Consider the following 16,068-nt stretch of genomic DNA (forward strand, 5'->3'; position numbering starts at 1 on the left):
ATGTACTAATATACTAATAATCAATATTTTAATCAATATTTCAAAGAACTTAATTCTAAAGCCACTGTTGGCTTGTTTAGTTGTGCAACAGTCACGCGAAGTGGAGAGAGGGGTGACGGGCGTAGCCTCGTCGGGGTGAGTCGACTCGGCAGTATATTAAAAAGGAATAAAATATCGAATATGAAAAATATATGGAAATGTGCAGGGATTTTGTTGTGCCTGGCATCAGCGGTTAAAATATCCTATGCTCAAAATAAATCGCTTGTTAATACCACCAAAAGCCCCTTTGCTCAATTGAGTAGTGTGGATATGGGTAATGTAACCTGGACGAACGGCTTCTGGGCAGACAGGTTTAAAGTTTGCCGCGATACCATGATCCCCAACCTGTGGCGCATTTATACCGATCCGAAGATCAGCCACGCTTACCGGAATTTTGAGATAGCTGCCGGGCTGGATACCGGCTCGCATGAAGGGCCGCCTTTTCATGATGGGGATTTTTACAAACTGTTTGAGGCGGTTGCCAGCATGTATGCCTCAACGCGCGATGCTAAATTAGATGAGCTGATGGATAAAACCATTACCGTGATTGCTAAAGCACAGCGTGCGGATGGCTACATTCATACACCTACAATTATTGAGGAGCGCAAGCACACCGGCAAGGAAAAAGCATTTAATGACAGGCTCAACTTCGAAACCTACAACCTGGGCCATTTAATGACTGCTGCCTGCGTACATTACCGGGCAACAGGTAAAACCACTTTATTAAAAGTAGCCATAAAGGCAACGGATTACCTTTACAAATTTTACAAAACAGCATCCCCGGAACTGGCGCGGAATGCTATTTGTCCATCGCATTATATGGGGGTGATTGAGATGTTCCGCACTACGCGCGATCCCAAATACCTGGAGCTGGCTAAAAGTCTGATCAATATCAGGGGCCTGATGGAGAACGGTACCGATGATAACCAGGACAGGATCCCTTTCAGGCAGCAAACCCAGGCTATGGGCCATGCGGTGCGGGCCAATTACCTTTTTGCCGGCGCTGCCGATGTGTACACAGAAACAGGCGATACAACGTTGATGCATACTTTAAACCTGATGTGGAACGACGTTGTAAACCGTAAAATGTATATAACAGGTGGCTGCGGCTCGCTGTATGATGGCGTATCGCCCGATGGTACATCCTATAATCCCAATGATGTGCAGAAAGTGCACCAGGCCTACGGGCGCGATTACCAGCTGCCAAACTTTACCGCGCATAACGAAACCTGTGCCAATATAGGCAACGTGTTATGGAACTGGCGGATGCTGCAAATTACCGGCAAAGCCCAATATGCCGATGTGATGGAGCTGGCTTTGTACAATAGCGTACTATCGGGCATCAGTTTAAGCGGGCGGAATTTCCTGTACACGAATCCGCTGAGCTATTCGGATGATTTGCCCTTTAGCCAACGGTGGTCGAAGGATAGGGTGGGGTATATCAGGCTTTCCAATTGCTGCCCACCGAATGTGGTGCGGACAATAGCCGAGGTGAGCGATTATGCCTATAGTGTATCCGACAAGGGCCTGTGGTTTAACCTGTATGGAGGCAACACTTTATCAGCCAGGTTAAAAGATGGCACCCCAATTAAGCTTACACAAACTACCAATTACCCCTGGGATGGCAAAATTACTATCCGTTTGGATGAGGTGCCGGGCGATAAAGCATTTTCCATTTTTCTGCGGATACCGGGTTGGTGTAAGGGCGCAAGTATCAAATTAGCAGGTCGGCCTGTACCGCAGCTGAATACTTCGCCAGGGGAATACGCGCTGCTAAACGCGGTATGGCAAAAAGGCATGGTAATAGAGCTTAATCTGCCCATGCCGGTAACCATGATGGAGGCTAACCCGCTGGTTGAGGAAACCCGCAACCAGGTAGCTGTGAAACGTGGCCCGGTGGTGTATTGCCTGGAGTCGGCCGATTTGGCCCAAGGGCAAAAACTATTCAATATCGCTTTATCGGCCCAAAACGAACTGAAGCCGGAAATGATCATGATTGACAACAGCAATATCATGAGCCTCACCGGCAAAGCCGATGTGCGCAACGAGGCCAATTGGAAAAACCAGCTTTACAAGGAAGTATCAATCCCAAAACAAAACGCGGTGGATGTAAGGCTGATCCCTTACTACGCCTGGGGCAACCGCGGCCATGTAGATATGGAAACATGGATCCCGCTGGACAGGTAGTTTTTTAGTTTTTAGGTGAAAGGGCAAAGGCGAAAGGAAAAAGGTTTTAAGCAGTTTTGGCAAGGGCGATGTAAAACTTGAAGTTCTTGAAACTTCAAGTTTGGTTGGTGCATTTTCAAGGCTAACAGGGTAAATGCATCTAAATAGTTAAAGGCGATAATACAAATATTTGGATGCGCCTAAATTGCGGGATACATAAGTTTAGTGTTAACCTTGTTAAAAATACAAGGTATTGATTGTCAATGGATTGTATTGTATTTTATCTGAAATGTGTTAAGTTATGTTAACCCAATTAGATGTGTTTGCCCGCCAAGGTTAACGTTTAACTGCGGTACCGCGAGCTTTATTCGTAGATATACGATTGCGCTTTTAGTTTTTAAGCATCAGTATAATATCCTTCTTTCTTTCCTCCGGAATGACCTTTAAATTTTCCATTTTTCCGTTCTTCAAAATACCCTCAACAGTTGTATTGTAAGGAGCATGCAGCTTAAAGTGTACATCCCAATCCTTTGGCCATGCCGGGAAGAGGTAGATCTTTTTGTCGTCAACCTGCATCAGCATCTCCTGCAGGCCAATCATGCCCGAACCTCCCCAGTTATGGTCGGGCGTCCAATCGAAACCTGGTCCCCAAAAAGCCGGGAAACGCCTGCCGGAATCTTTGAGTTTAAAGGTGGTTAGTTCGGCGGCTTCTTTGGTCAGCCCTAACCGCGCTGCAAATATATTATCCTGTTTCCAGCCCATACCACTCCTGAATTTGATGGCAAGGGTGTCATATTTCCAGCTGTTAAGGGCTATGTCTAACCCCGGTTTGCCAATGCCGTGTATACCCCAGGGAAAAACAGTATAAAATTGCGTACTCTCCACATTGTTAACGCGTTCCCATGACTTTGCCGGAGTTAGTACCTTATGCCCGTCAATTTCATTATAGGTAACAGGCGGGATGCGTTTTAAAAATCCGGTTAGTTTTAATCGTTCATCTTTGTCTAAATAATTATCGGGCAAAGCCAACAGGCGCCGGGTAATCATTTGTAAAGCCGCAATAGTAGAGTTGGAGTTATAGGCCATTTTAAACGTCTCGGCTCCTGATCCGGGGTACAATACCAAATGGCCGTCGCCATCCAATGGCTTGCTGCCGCGTTTACGGGCAAGGTATTGATAATGCTCATCAAAAAATGTCAGGCAGCTCCTGATAAAGGGAATATACTGGTGGATGTCCTTTCCGGCATATCGTTCAGTTTCTAACATCATGAGGCAAAACTCAAAAACGGTATCCCAGGTATATTCCAGCCATTGGTTGTATTCCAATCCTTTGTCAAAACCGGCGGGGCGTTTCCAATTATACTCGGCGCTGTTGGGTAGTCCGAAATTCTCCAGTTGCTCGGTAAAAGCAGCTCCTTTATATCCCCAGTAAACCTGGCTGCGCAGTTCGGCGTTATGTAAGGAGCGCAGGTAGAAATCGAACTGCGGCTTCATCATATCGATATCCCCGCTCTTAAGCATCGGGAAATAAACCAGCCGCTGGTTTTGGGCTGTCATCAAACCGCCGCCCCAGTTACGGAAATCGGGTGTGTAACTGGTTTTCTCACTTACAAATACCGGGTCGTAGGTGAAAAGTCCGCCATTAAATTTTGTGGGATATTGCCCGTAAGCATTACAGCCCAGCATATACCTGAACAACTGGTAATTTTTGCCGGTTTGCCATGCAGCGGTGTCCTGGTTGTTTTTAGGGTTGATGTAGATAAAGCTTCTGTCCCAATATTGCTGCCACCATTTGGCTGTTTGCTGCCAGGCGGTTTTGCTATGGGCATTGGCTTCAAGAATAACTTTTTTCAGGTTGTTTTGCCATTCGGAAACAGCTGCTGTTTGCGTGGTATTAAGATAGATTGCTATGTTTTGGCTACGGGTAGCACTAATGCTTTGCAGTTTCCAGCCCTCAAAATCATTATCCATGTACTTACCGCTATAAGTGCCGGCGGCTTTAAGGTTTTTACCCAACATTAAACCGCCGAAAGTGAGGTTTTTAAGCGGGTTAAACAGCTGATTTTTCACCGCATCCATACCCTGCTGCTTCACAGTTACATCAAATATGGTAGAATCAAGATTATGGTGGTAAAACACAATACCGCCATCCCGGAAAGCGATTGAGTCCTTTAGCGTTTTAACATTACCATGCGCTCCAAATTTCCAGGAGCCCTGGTTGTTTTCAACACCTTTTACAAGTCTGTCTTTATATCGCCAGCTTTCAAAGGCTGCCTCTGTTTTTATTGCTTTATTGCTGTTGATCTCCAGGTGGATTACCGGCCGGTATATATCAACCCAAAGTTTTATAGCGACTTTAATATCGCCGTTTTTGCCGCTGATAGATATGGCACCATTTTGGAGTGTTAACTGTTGTTTAAATTCGGTGCCCTCAAAAGGATTTGGAGAGAGCTTTACCCTTACACGGCCCGCTTTAAGCATCGCGTTGTTTTCATCAAAGGTGCCGCTTCTTGCTATATAAAAAAGCAACTCGCCTTTTTCAGCCCATACATTCAGGCCGATATCGCCGCCGCCGCAGGGCATAGATTGGCCGGAGTTTTGGCTTTGGCTTGCCCAGGTAACGTTGTACAGCTCAATTCCCTTATCGGCTTGTGCGAGGGCGACAGTACCCCATAGCAAAAATATAGGCAGCCATATTTTTTTCATATTACCAATCGTCGGTCCTGAATGAAGATACGGGCAGCCCATTAGTACCAAACAGATCGCCGGTTACAAAATCGTTGAAAGCATAGCGTACAGCAACAGGTTCTTTCACCAGTGGAGATGAAACCACAATAGTACTGCCTGAAATAGCTGCCTGCGCCGGGTAAAATCTTTTATCTTTCCCTGCAATTTCAAAGTATTGGAGCGGTTTGTTGTATGCTGTCAGGCCATTTTCGGCATGCTCAAACCTGATAGTGGCTCTGTTACCTTCAATGGTCACGGCCTTATACAGCGGACTTGCATAGTCGAAGCCGGTTATGCCATATGTTTGGGCAAGGGCAAGATAAGCCAGGCGCGTACCTGCCGGTTCTTTTCGCGGAGGGTGAATAGTTGCCTGTTCGCCCACATCAAGCAGTACGGCCATGCCGCTATTGGGGATTATATTTAATGATTTTCGCTGGGCATCGCGCAGGTAAGCCGAATTGTATTTGCCGCCCGAATTGTACGGCGGAAGCTGGGCATAATCATAGGGCGCTATCTGCACGTAATAAAAAGGGAAGTCACCTTGCTGCCATAACCCGCGCCAGCGTTTCACCATTGCCGGAAATAGTTTTTCATACTGATCCGGACGTTCGTAGTTTGATTCGCCCTGGTACCAGATACAGCCTTTAATGCCGTAACCAATAACCGGGTTAAGCATGCCATTGAATAGCGTTGTTGGCGTGCGGGATACCGCTTTTATAGAATCAGTTTTGGCGGGGACCTTTATTTCGGGAAAGTCTTTTAATCCTTCAGCATCCATCCAGGCTTCAGCGCTCGAGCCTCCGTAGCAATCGCTGACAAGGCCGATGGGGATATGAAGCATATCGTTCAGCAAACGACCAAAATAGTAACCTGTGGCGCTAAAATTGGCCACAAACTCGGGCGAGGCCACATGCCATTCAGAAGGTTTACTATTTTCCTGTGCTTCGGTTACGGATGAACGCGGCACGGTATAAATATGGATATTGTTGTTTGCTGATTTTAAGATGGCATCAACAGAACCCGCTATTGGCTGGCTTTTATAGCCTTTCATAGGGATTTCCATGTTTGATTGTCCTGTGCAAAGCCAAACCTCGCCGATGAGTACATTATCAAGTTTTATCGTATTGCCGTCGCTGACGATCACAGTATACGGGCCTCCATATATTGGGGTTGATATTTTTACCTTCCATTTACCGCCGGCATTTGCCCTGGTTTTATAGCTTTTTTTATTCCATGAGGTGTTTACTGTTACGCTGGAACCGGGTTTGTCCCATCCCCAGATAGGCACATTACTTTGTTGCTGTAATACCATGTTACTGGTAAACACAGAAGCCAATTTTACCTGTGCGTTTGCAGCGGTATATAAAAATAGGATAGGCGCAAACAGAACTATTAATTTTTTCATTCGCGTTGTTTTAGTTGCTCAGTTTACCGGCGCGTTTTGCCTCAAGCCAGCCACTGAAAAGCAGATTTTTGTTGATATCGGGCTTTGGCCAAAACAGGCTGGCTATCGAGCCAACAATGATTACAACCAGGTGGCTGTAAACCCCCAGCATGTATTTATGCTGATTAAAGTTGTACTTACCCAGATCGACCAAAATGTGTTTATCAGTACCTAAGCCAATTTTGGTAGATGTTAAAAAGGCATATGCCGTAAATACGATACAGGCTGCTATCCCGATATTAAGCCCCTGCCGGTTGGCACGGCTGCTAAACAATCCTAACAAAAATATACCCGCAATCCCTCCCGAAAATATGGCATACAAGGTGAATACGATGCCTAAAGCCCCCTCATCACCTGCAAGCAGATAAAGCGAGGCAATCATGATGGCGCCGATGCCTGCAATTACTACTATCCACCTGCCCGCTTTAAGGTATTCTTTATCCGTTTTATTTGGTCTTAATTTTTTGTAATAATCCTCGACCCCGATAGCCGAAAGGCAGTTTAAATCTGCGCCAAGACTTGATATAGCAGCTGATATTAACGCGGCTAATATCAGGCCAACCACGCCTGTAGGCAGCTTGCTCATAATAAAATAAGGGAAAACCGCATCCGCTTTAATGCCTGCCGGTAAGGGGTTTTGCTGGTAAAAAGCAAACAAGGCCGTGCCTATAAACATAAATAGCGCCCACAGCGGAACGGTAAGCGCCACACCCATTATGGAGGCCCGGATGGCTGCCTTATCAGTTTTGGCTGTTAAGTAACGTTGCACCATGGTTTGATCGGTGCCGTATTTTTGTATAGCGTAAAATGCTCCATTAATGGCCATGACTATAAAAGTGAGCTTTTTGAAATCCCAGGTATAGGGGCCAAAATTGTTTTTATGATTGATGCTGGCAATATGCCAAAGCTGGGGCAGACCCCCTTTTATAGAGCAGATAAGTATGATAAATGATACAATGCCGCCGCCTATCAGCAAGAAACCCTGTACCACATCGGCCCATATTACCGCTTCGATACCGCCAATGAGGGTGATAACGATAATAACAAAGCCGATAATCCAGATGATTGCGTAGGTATTGGTATCTGTCATATTGGCCAACGCCAAGGCTAACAGGAAAAAGACAGTGCCCATTTTTGAAAAATGAGTTAAAACAAAACTTATTGAACTATAAAAGCGTGCAAAAGAGCCAAAACGCTTTTCGAAATATTCATAGGTGCTTACACCAATAACTTCGCGGTAAAGCGGAACGATAAACCACACGATAAGAAGCAACACCACAGGCACCATTAAACCCTGTACAAGCAGGATCCAGTTTGATGAAAAACCTTCGCCAGGATAGGCCAGGAATGTTACGCTGCTGATGAGCGTAGCCATAAGCGACATGCCAATTGCCCAGGCAGGTAGCGAGCCGCGCGATACAAAGTATTTTTTGGTTGAATTTTGTCCTTTTGAAAACCTTATGCCTATGGTTAGTGAAACGGCCAGCGCTAATGCTATAATAATATAATCTGCCAGGTGCAGGGTTTCATGTTTCATAATCAGGTATAATTAGTTGGTTGCCCAAACTGGCGCAGGCCATTCATAACTGCCGGGTTTTAAAGTTACATATAATTGGGTATCGCCGGGTATGCTCATGCGGATGACACCCGGAGCTAACTGGGTAACAGGCAATAATTTTTTAACATTTAACCGATTTAAAACCGACCATGCAGTTGCACCACCTTCAATTAACAATTCATTTAGGGTAGTATACTGAATTACCTGTTTTACAATGGCCGCTATTTTATGGCTTAATAAAACGGGATCGATTTTTACGCCGCTGAGAGATTCAGGATTTATGGCGATTATAGCATTGTTTTGCTTGATAATACTTGTGGCAACGTGACTGGCAAACAAAGAAATTATCTGCTTGTCGTCATCGCTGCAAATGATCGCGGCGGGCACATAATGTACAGCTATATTGTTCAGGATGCCATTATTAACCGCAAGTTTGCCCTGGTAAAATGTGCTGCCAAATACAAACAAACGCCGGCCTGGCAAGCCGGGATATGAATAACCAACCGGTTGCGCAGGGAAAAGATGCTGAAGCAGGTTGTTAAATAAACCCGATGCACCCGCTAAAAGCGTATCGCCGTCAGCTTGTTCAACCCAATAGTTTAAATCAATTTCATCACATACCTCACCAACCATAATGCCGGTTTCCGGTAATTCTTCCCCGGTTTTTAATAAGTTTATGGGGTTGGCAGCCCTAAGCATTTCTTTAACATTTGATGTTGTTGCCGGAAATACCGGATCATTGGCATAATCACTAAGGTGTATCGGCTCATCTTTATAATAATAAATGCCGTCAACAATCTTTTTTTCATGTAATGGATTGCCCGGAATAATTAATGTCCTTTTTAATCCGGAAACCGCTAACTGGCTTTCAATTTCATTTAAAATATGGCCGCGTAAAACAGAATCTATCTTTTTAAAGATGAGCTTTGGTTTAAGCAACATCAATTGAATAGTAAGGTCGGCCATGATGTGCCTGGCTTCAGCTTCAGGTAGTGAACGTGTATTGGTTGCGATGATAAGCAGGTCGGCTTTACAATCTGGATCAACAACGGTACTAACCTCGGTCTTCAGTTGATAACCAAGGCCAATACCGGCAAGCTCTGCTGCTCCTGTTAAATCATCTGCAATTACGGCTATCATGCGTTTTGCGTTATCCTGTTTTTGCTAAGCTGTACGGCCGATTCAATAGCCAGTATCATTGCATCACTGCTGGCCACGCCCTTTCCTGCTATTTCGAAAGCCGTACCATGATCAACCGAAGTACGTATAATAGGCAGTCCCATGGTAATATTCACTCCTTTTACACTGTCCATCTGTTGTTTTTGCGCGTTCCATTTAAAGCCGGTAAGCTTAAAGGGGATATGCCCCTGATCGTGATACATGGCCACTACGCCGCCGTAATATCCTGTTGAAGCTTTTGAAAACAGGGTATCTGCAGGTACAGGGCCTTCTACATCGTAACCGACTTTAAGGGCTTCCAGTACGGCTGGCAGTATTTCCTCGTCGTCCTCCGTTCCAAATAAGCCGGAATCGCCCGCATGAGGGTTAAGGCCGGCTATGCCTATTTTGAGATTTGTTTCACCCAGCTGAATCAATCCATTATGCAGCAGTTCAATTACCTGTACAATGCGGTCTTTTTTTACCAGGTCGCAAGCCTGCCTTAACGATACATGGGTTGAAACGTGGATCACTTTCATATTATCCTCAACCAGCAGCATGGCGTATTTTTTTGTACCGGTAAAATGCGCGTATATTTCTGTATGACCGGCAAAATGATGCCCTGCTTCGTTTACCGATTTTTTATTGATGGGCCCGGTAACTGTAGCATCAACCTCCCCCGCAAGGGCAAGATCAATCACTTTTTTTACGGCCTCAAAAGATGCATTACCCGCCATAGCCGATATTTCGCCAAAACGGAGCTGGCTCATATCAACATTTTGAAGGTCATATACATCAGGCTCGCCGTAAATAAAGGCGGCATCCTTTATGTTTTTTATAGGGTTGATGATGGCCTGCATATCAAGCCTTTTAACAATATCATTAAAAACAGCAGCATCGCCAATAATTACAGGGTTGCATATATCAAACAATCGTTTGGTAAGCAGGGCCTTTATAGCTATTTCGGGCCCTATACTTGCCGGATCGCCCATGGTGATGCCTATAATTGGTTTTTTACTGATCATTGGTAAATTGGTAAATTAAGGTTTTCGCGGGTAACAATTTTTTGGAGCCCTTCGCGTAACTGGGCCGCATTTTCGGCACTTACCTTTTGCAATGGAGGCATCAAAACAGACCGGCACAAACCAGCGCTTTCCATTAAAGATTTTAGCGCAGCCAACGATTCGCCTAACAAACGCTTACCCTGGTATAAGTCGCCCACAAGATTAGAATGTTTTTGCAGGCGCAATGCCGATGGCTCGTCGTTGTTATCGGCGGCAACGATCATTTTATAATAGATATCAGGAAACAGGTTTCCTGTGCTTGGTACAAGGCCGTCGCCGCCGGTGAACAAAGCATGGGCTGATTGCGCTCCCCATCCCAAAAAGTGGCTAAAATCAGCGCGGTTTGCCCATAACTTAATTGATTGCTGCAGCCGGTCATAATTCCGTTCAGAGTCCTTAGTCCCAACTATATTTTCGTGATAGCTTAAATCGTTAAGCAGGTTTAGCTGGATAGACACATCGGTTGTTGCCGGTATGTTGTATATAATAAGCGGCAAAGGAATGCTATTAGCCAGGGTTTCAAAATATTTTTTTATTTCGTACTCGGTTAACGTAAAATATGCAGGTACGTGAGCTACCGCAACATCAATTCCCTCATCGGCGCATTTTTTTGCCATTTCAATGGATTCGGCAAGGCAGTTTGATGAAATACCTGCGTAAATAAGTTTGTTAGGCTGTTTAAGCCTGGCTGCAAGTTTTATGAAATCAATTTTTACATCGTCAGGCAGGGATGGCGCTTCGCCGGTGGTACCCAATATAAATGGCACACCGCCATAGTTGAAAATATTGTCAAAAATCTTTTCGACTGCTTCATGATCGAGCTTATAGTTTTCGGTTAACGGTGTTATGGTTGGCACTACCAAGCCATTGTATTTCTTTTTTTGTTTCATTTTATTTCAATAAGCTTCCTCATAAATATTTATCGCGTCGCTAATGGTTATGGCTCGGGGATTGTTTTTAAGTAACCGGGTAATCTTCATTGCATCGGCAGCCATGGCAGGGATGGCAGACCTGGGTACACCTACGTCACTCAGCTTTTCGGGGAGATGGCATTGTTTAATAAGCCAGCTTACTTTTTCAACACCGGCATATGCTGTCTCTAAGTCGGTACCCAGACTATTGCAGCCCAATGCTCTTGCAACATCTGCATAACGCGCAGGTGCAGATATAGCATTATAGCGCATAACATAAGGCAACAACAATGCATTTGACAACCCGTGGGCTATATGAAACATGCTGCCTAAAGGATAGGCCAGGGCATGTACCCCGGCGGTATTTACCGGCCCCAGGCAAAAGCCGCCAAGCATACTGCCAATGGCCAACTGGGCGCGTGCGTTTTCATCTGCGCCGTCACTAACCGCTTTTGCAAGGTTGGCAGCAATAAGCCTAATGCCTTCAAAAGCGTACATATCAATAAAAGGATGTGCAAATAGGTTAGTGTAAGCTTCAAGGCAATGGGTAAGGGCATCAAGGCCTGTAGCTGCCGTAATATCCGGTGGCAAATTATAAGTTAACGCCGGGTCAATTATCACGGTATCCGGAACAAGGTATGGGCTGATTATCCCTTTTTTTTGATTATCAGTATCGTCAATCAATATGGCATTCGGCGATACTTCGCTGCCGGTACCGGCAGTAGTAGGTATGCATATCAATTTAACGCCCCGTTTTTTGAGCAGGCCATTACCTGCTATTTCATTTATGGTTTGATCATTTTTTATTTGTGCAGCTATCACCTTGGCTGCATCCAAAACACTGCCGCCGCCGATGCCAATAACTGCATCAACGGGCTGGCCTGATGCGGTTATTAATAAACTGTAGATATCGGCATAAGAGGGTTCGCGGGTTATTGATGTATTTACCTGTACCTTGATGTCTTTTTGTTGTAACTGCTTAATAACCGGGCCAATGGTTGTTAAAAGTACATCAATTGTAACAATTAATACATGAACGTGCCCTGCACCAATAATTTCGTCGGCAAGTTCAATTATTGAATTTTTTCCAATAATAATTTGCCCCGGAAATCTTACCTTTATGTTCCTGAGGGCACTATCTGTTTGTATCATTATATCGATATACGCTGTTGAAAATTGATAACCACACTCTTGAAAGTACCGGACTGATTGTATACTTGGTATGAAACAAAGATGTGTAAAGGCGCATATGGTTTTTATCTATCTGTTATCAAATTATTGTACGATCTTATCTAAAGATAATAACGCCTGGTTGAGAAATAGGGCCGGGATATTTGAACTTTAAGTATAAAAGTTACTGGACAGCCTGGAACGCATCGGCGTAGAAGAATTTGAGTTCTAAGACAGTGCATGACAGTTGTGCTTTGGTCTCCAATTACCTTAGTAAAAAGGTTTTTAGATAGTTATAGCAATAAATAGCTAATTGCAGGCTGGCGCATTAAGGTAGTCGGCGCCACCAATTTTAACTTTTACCTGCGACACCGCTTTGTGCACAAAGAGTGTCTTTATTTAAAAAACTAAAAACAATCTATATGAAGACAGTAAAAACATTAGGGCAATTTATTATAGAGAAGCAAGCCGATTTTCCGTATGCCAAAGGCGAACTTTCGCGGCTTTTGCGCGATTTAGGTATCGCTGCAAAAATTGTAAACCGCGAAATTAACAAAGCCGGACTGATTGATATCATTGGCGAAACAGGCGAAACTAATTCGCACGGTGAGCAGCAGAAAAAAATGGATATATATGCAAACGAACAATTTATTTCGGCATTGCAAAGCGGTGGTGAATGTTGTATTGTTGTTTCTGAAGAGAATGAAGAGCATATTTATATCGACTCTGAAATATCAAAAAACGCCAAATATATTGTGGCTATTGATCCCCTGGATGGTTCATCTAATATTGATGTAAATGTAAGTGTTGGCACCATATTTTCTATTTACCGCAGAAAATCAAACGAAGGTAAGGCAACGCTTCAGGATGTTTTGCAGAATGGTACCGAACAAGTAGCAGCGGGATATGTAATTTATGGCTCATCCACTATGTTGGTATATACCACAGGTAAGGGGGTAAACGGTTTTACACTTGATCCCTCAATTGGAGAGTTTTGCTTGTCGCACCCCGAAATGAGTATTCCTGCCGAAGGTAATACTTATTCTATAAACGAAGGATACTACACCCATTTGCCCGAAGGCGTTAAAAAATATATTAAATATTGCCAGGTAGAAGATGATATCACCAATAGGCCGTATACTTCAAGGTACACCGGATCGATGATTGCAGATATTCACCGTAATTTAATAAAGGGGGGCATATTTATTTACCCAACCACAGCACAGTATAAAAATGGAAAACTTCGCCTGGTTTACGAGTGCAACCCGATGGCGTTTATTGTGGAGCAGGCAGGTGGTCTGGCTACTAACGGATACGACAGAATTTTGGATATTGAAGTAGAGCAACTCCATCAGCGTTCGGCTATATTTATAGGATCGAAGTTAATGGTAAAAAGAGCGCAGGAGTTTATGAATTCTTTTTCACCTAAAAGCGCTGTTGCCTTGGTTTAGGATAAATTGGTTGTTTTGGATGCTATATTAATAACCTGCACGTAAAGAAAGCCATCCGATTAATCGCATAAACTTATTCATAAAGCATCTTCCTTTAATGGAGGGTGCTTTTTTATTATGTTGACATACCGCTTATGCCACAATAAATAATCCGGTTAACAGTTTAATCTATAACGTAATCCTTAAACGTAATCCTTAGAGATTTACCAAGTACCTGCTGTTTCTGGCGCAACATCCACAAACGTTTACCGGTTCGATGACAAATGCAGCTTAATCATTATGCATGATGTCTCCACCAGGCAAATTCAGGCCAACAGTGAACCATTCCCTCTCTGTTTTCTAAGCCCATCAACAGCCCTGGAAAATCCGTGCCTGTTATCCATTACTATTAACACTATTTTTATGGCCATACTTATTTTTTTTATCGCGCACTGGTTTCTATCGCTATTTTTTCAAACCTTCTTCCAGCACAGGTATGCTTCGCACCGAATGTTTACCACAAATAAATTCTGGGAACGCATATTTTATCTGATGGCCTATCTTTTCGAGGGCACTTCGTTTTTGAACCCGCGGGCTTATGCCATGATGCACCGCCAGCACCATGCTTTCAGCGATACAGAAAAAGATCCGCATTCGCCGCATTTCTTTGCAGATGTTTATCAAATGATGAAGCATACTATTAAAACTTTTGGTGATTACGTAAAACGGAGCAAAGATCCCGAGGTACAATTCCCGGGGCATTACCCTGAATGGCCGATAGTTGACCGCATGGGCTCTTCGATATTATCAAGACTGCTTTTTGGCGCGGCGTATGCCTGCTTTTACATTTTTTTTGCTGCCCATTGGTGGATGTTTTTATTACTACCCGTACATTTTATGATGGGGCCTATCCATGGCGCTATTTTTAACTGGTGTGGCCATAAGTATGGGTACAGGAATTTTGACAATGATGATAAATCAAAAAATACAACACCTTTGATTTTTTGATGCTGGGCGAGTTGTTCCAGAACAACCACCATAAGCACCCAAATAGTGCCAATTTTGGAAAAAAATGGTTTGAGATAGACCCGGTTTACCCGGTTATGAAGCTAATGCACTGGATGCGCATCATCACCTTAAGAAAAGCATGAGGTAGTGCCGCCCCGAACTAAATAAGATCAATAATAGGATCAATAATAAAACGCTTTCAGGTCGGTAACTACCTAAGGTGAAGTTGATTGTCGGCACCAAGAGTTCAGTAAATGAAAAGTACTGTCGTGGTTACCATGTCATATTAAATACCTCCCAAATTACCCTTCTACCTGCGTTATTGTCCAAAAGTCATCTGCAAGGTCAGTATTGGTAATGTAATCATAGGGCATTAAAAAATAGCCTTTTTGTCCCCAGGCGTCGCCCCAGCTGTTGCGGATAATGAATGCTTTTTTACTATCATCGTACCCGGCAGCCATAACCGCGTGGCCACCCAAAACACTTTCGGTTTTTGAAGGCATGGGTAGTATGCCGGTTTGTGCAACTGTAGCACTTTCAAAGCTTTGGTACACCGTAAACCCAAAAACAAAAGGATTGCCGGTAGCGAGGCACGATTTGAGTTCGCTAATGTTCATGTTATTTAAGCGGGTGTATTGCAGGGCCTGGCTTTTTTTTGCCTTTGTAAATGATGTTTTTGTTGGCTTTTTGGCAAATTTCTTGATGTTGTACGGCCAAAGTTTTTCGTCGCAAACACCCAGTGTGGCCACCGATTTTATGCCATCGCGCAGCTGGGCACCGCTGTCCTGTCTTACAGTGCCTTCCAGCACCCGTTCGTTATAATAAATAAACAGGCGCGATGGGTTAAAAACCGGCAATTTTTGCCTCATGAGTTCAAACTGAAAAGCGCCGCCTATAGCATTGGCCGTACATGAACCTAATTGACCCTGATCATAAACAGGCGGGCATTGTAGCCGCATGTCAACCATTGGGGGTAGCGGCTTGGCTAAAGCTTCGGGTCTTACAATAGCATATCTTAAATCGCGGTGATCGGGCAGGTCGGGTGTCCAGCCGTAGTGTTGAGTTTTTTGTATCATGACAGATGGGGCTAAGTAATTGTGAAGTAAAGCTATATGGATTCAGGTAGATATATATACGTGTTTTTACGCTATTTTAAGCGTAGTGCTACTGGTTTGTCATTAGTCATTGACGCTGCGCTTGTCATTGGTCATAGGTCATTTCGCTGCGCTGTCATTAGTCATTGGTAGATTTATTAAAAAAATTAAAACAATCGTTGCCAATCAAACTTGCCTTTAAATGACCAATGACCAATGACCAATGACCAATGACCAATGACCAATGACCAATGACCAATGACCAATGACCAATGACCAATGACCAATGACCAATGACC

Annotated in this window: 11 protein-coding genes; 3 read left to right on the forward strand and 8 right to left on the reverse strand. The window is 44.0% G+C overall.

Going from position 1 to position 16,068, the window contains the following annotated elements:
* Positions 1 to 180: 180 nt before the first annotated feature.
* A complete protein-coding gene (locus BMX56_RS29660; protein WP_090653354.1) occupies positions 181 to 2,226 on the forward strand; it encodes an aceric acid hydrolase in 2,046 nt (681 codons plus the stop codon).
* A gap of 369 nt (positions 2,227 to 2,595) precedes the next feature.
* Here the strand turns inward: BMX56_RS29660 and BMX56_RS29665 are convergent, their stop codons facing one another.
* Genes BMX56_RS29665 through BMX56_RS29695 form a run of 7 tightly spaced genes read right to left on the reverse strand, consistent with a single transcriptional unit; the run spans position 2,596 to position 12,219 of the window.
* The gene (locus BMX56_RS29665) at positions 2,596 to 4,911 is read right to left on the reverse strand and encodes a DUF5703 domain-containing protein (protein ID WP_090653355.1); all 2,316 of its coding nucleotides are present in this window, start codon (positions 4,909 to 4,911) and stop codon (positions 2,596 to 2,598) included.
* A gap of 1 nt (position 4,912) precedes the next feature.
* A complete protein-coding gene (locus BMX56_RS29670; protein WP_090653356.1) occupies positions 4,913 to 6,337 on the reverse strand; it encodes a sialate O-acetylesterase in 1,425 nt (474 codons plus the stop codon).
* A gap of 10 nt (positions 6,338 to 6,347) precedes the next feature.
* Positions 6,348 to 7,913, reverse strand: a complete 1,566-nt coding sequence (locus tag BMX56_RS29675) for a sodium:solute symporter family protein (RefSeq protein ID WP_090653357.1) — start codon at positions 7,911 to 7,913, stop codon at positions 6,348 to 6,350.
* A gap of 12 nt (positions 7,914 to 7,925) precedes the next feature.
* Positions 7,926 to 9,074, reverse strand: coding sequence for a four-carbon acid sugar kinase family protein (locus BMX56_RS29680; RefSeq protein WP_090653358.1), 1,149 nt, complete (start codon positions 9,072 to 9,074; stop codon positions 7,926 to 7,928).
* Complete coding sequence (gene pdxA / locus BMX56_RS29685) at positions 9,071 to 10,117, reverse strand: 4-hydroxythreonine-4-phosphate dehydrogenase PdxA (protein ID WP_255369958.1); 1,047 nt, start codon at positions 10,115 to 10,117, stop codon at positions 9,071 to 9,073. Before pdxA ends, BMX56_RS29680 begins: the two co-directional genes overlap by 4 nt.
* Positions 10,114 to 11,046 (reverse strand): dihydrodipicolinate synthase family protein, encoded by a 933-nt coding sequence (locus tag BMX56_RS29690; protein ID WP_090653359.1) that lies wholly within the window; start codon positions 11,044 to 11,046, stop codon positions 10,114 to 10,116. Before BMX56_RS29690 ends, pdxA begins: the two co-directional genes overlap by 4 nt.
* Positions 11,047 to 11,052: 6 nt before the next feature.
* Positions 11,053 to 12,219 (reverse strand): iron-containing alcohol dehydrogenase, encoded by a 1,167-nt coding sequence (locus BMX56_RS29695; protein WP_090653360.1) that lies wholly within the window; start codon positions 12,217 to 12,219, stop codon positions 11,053 to 11,055.
* A gap of 440 nt (positions 12,220 to 12,659) precedes the next feature.
* On the opposite strand from BMX56_RS29695, the gene fbp reads away from it, so the two are divergent.
* Together fbp and BMX56_RS29705 are read left to right on the forward strand one after the other, a co-directional pair.
* On the forward strand, positions 12,660 to 13,688 hold the full coding sequence (gene fbp / locus BMX56_RS29700; RefSeq protein WP_090653361.1) for a class 1 fructose-bisphosphatase: 1,029 nt from the start codon (positions 12,660 to 12,662) through the stop codon (positions 13,686 to 13,688).
* 402 nt (positions 13,689 to 14,090) lie between these two features.
* Positions 14,091 to 14,675 carry a fatty acid desaturase gene (locus tag BMX56_RS29705; protein ID WP_369829656.1) on the forward strand — a complete coding sequence of 195 codons (585 nt, stop codon included), beginning with the start codon at positions 14,091 to 14,093 and terminating at the stop codon, positions 14,673 to 14,675.
* A 302-nt stretch (positions 14,676 to 14,977) separates the two neighbouring features.
* Here BMX56_RS29705 and BMX56_RS29710 read toward each other — a convergent pair whose 3' ends face one another.
* Positions 14,978 to 15,751 carry a C1 family peptidase gene (locus BMX56_RS29710; RefSeq protein WP_090653362.1) on the reverse strand — a complete coding sequence of 258 codons (774 nt, stop codon included), beginning with the start codon at positions 15,749 to 15,751 and terminating at the stop codon, positions 14,978 to 14,980.
* Between the last annotated feature and the right edge of the window lie 317 nt (positions 15,752 to 16,068).

It is taken from the genome of Mucilaginibacter sp. OK283 (assembly GCF_900110415.1).
Taxonomy (GTDB): Bacteria; Bacteroidota; Bacteroidia; order Sphingobacteriales; family Sphingobacteriaceae; genus Mucilaginibacter.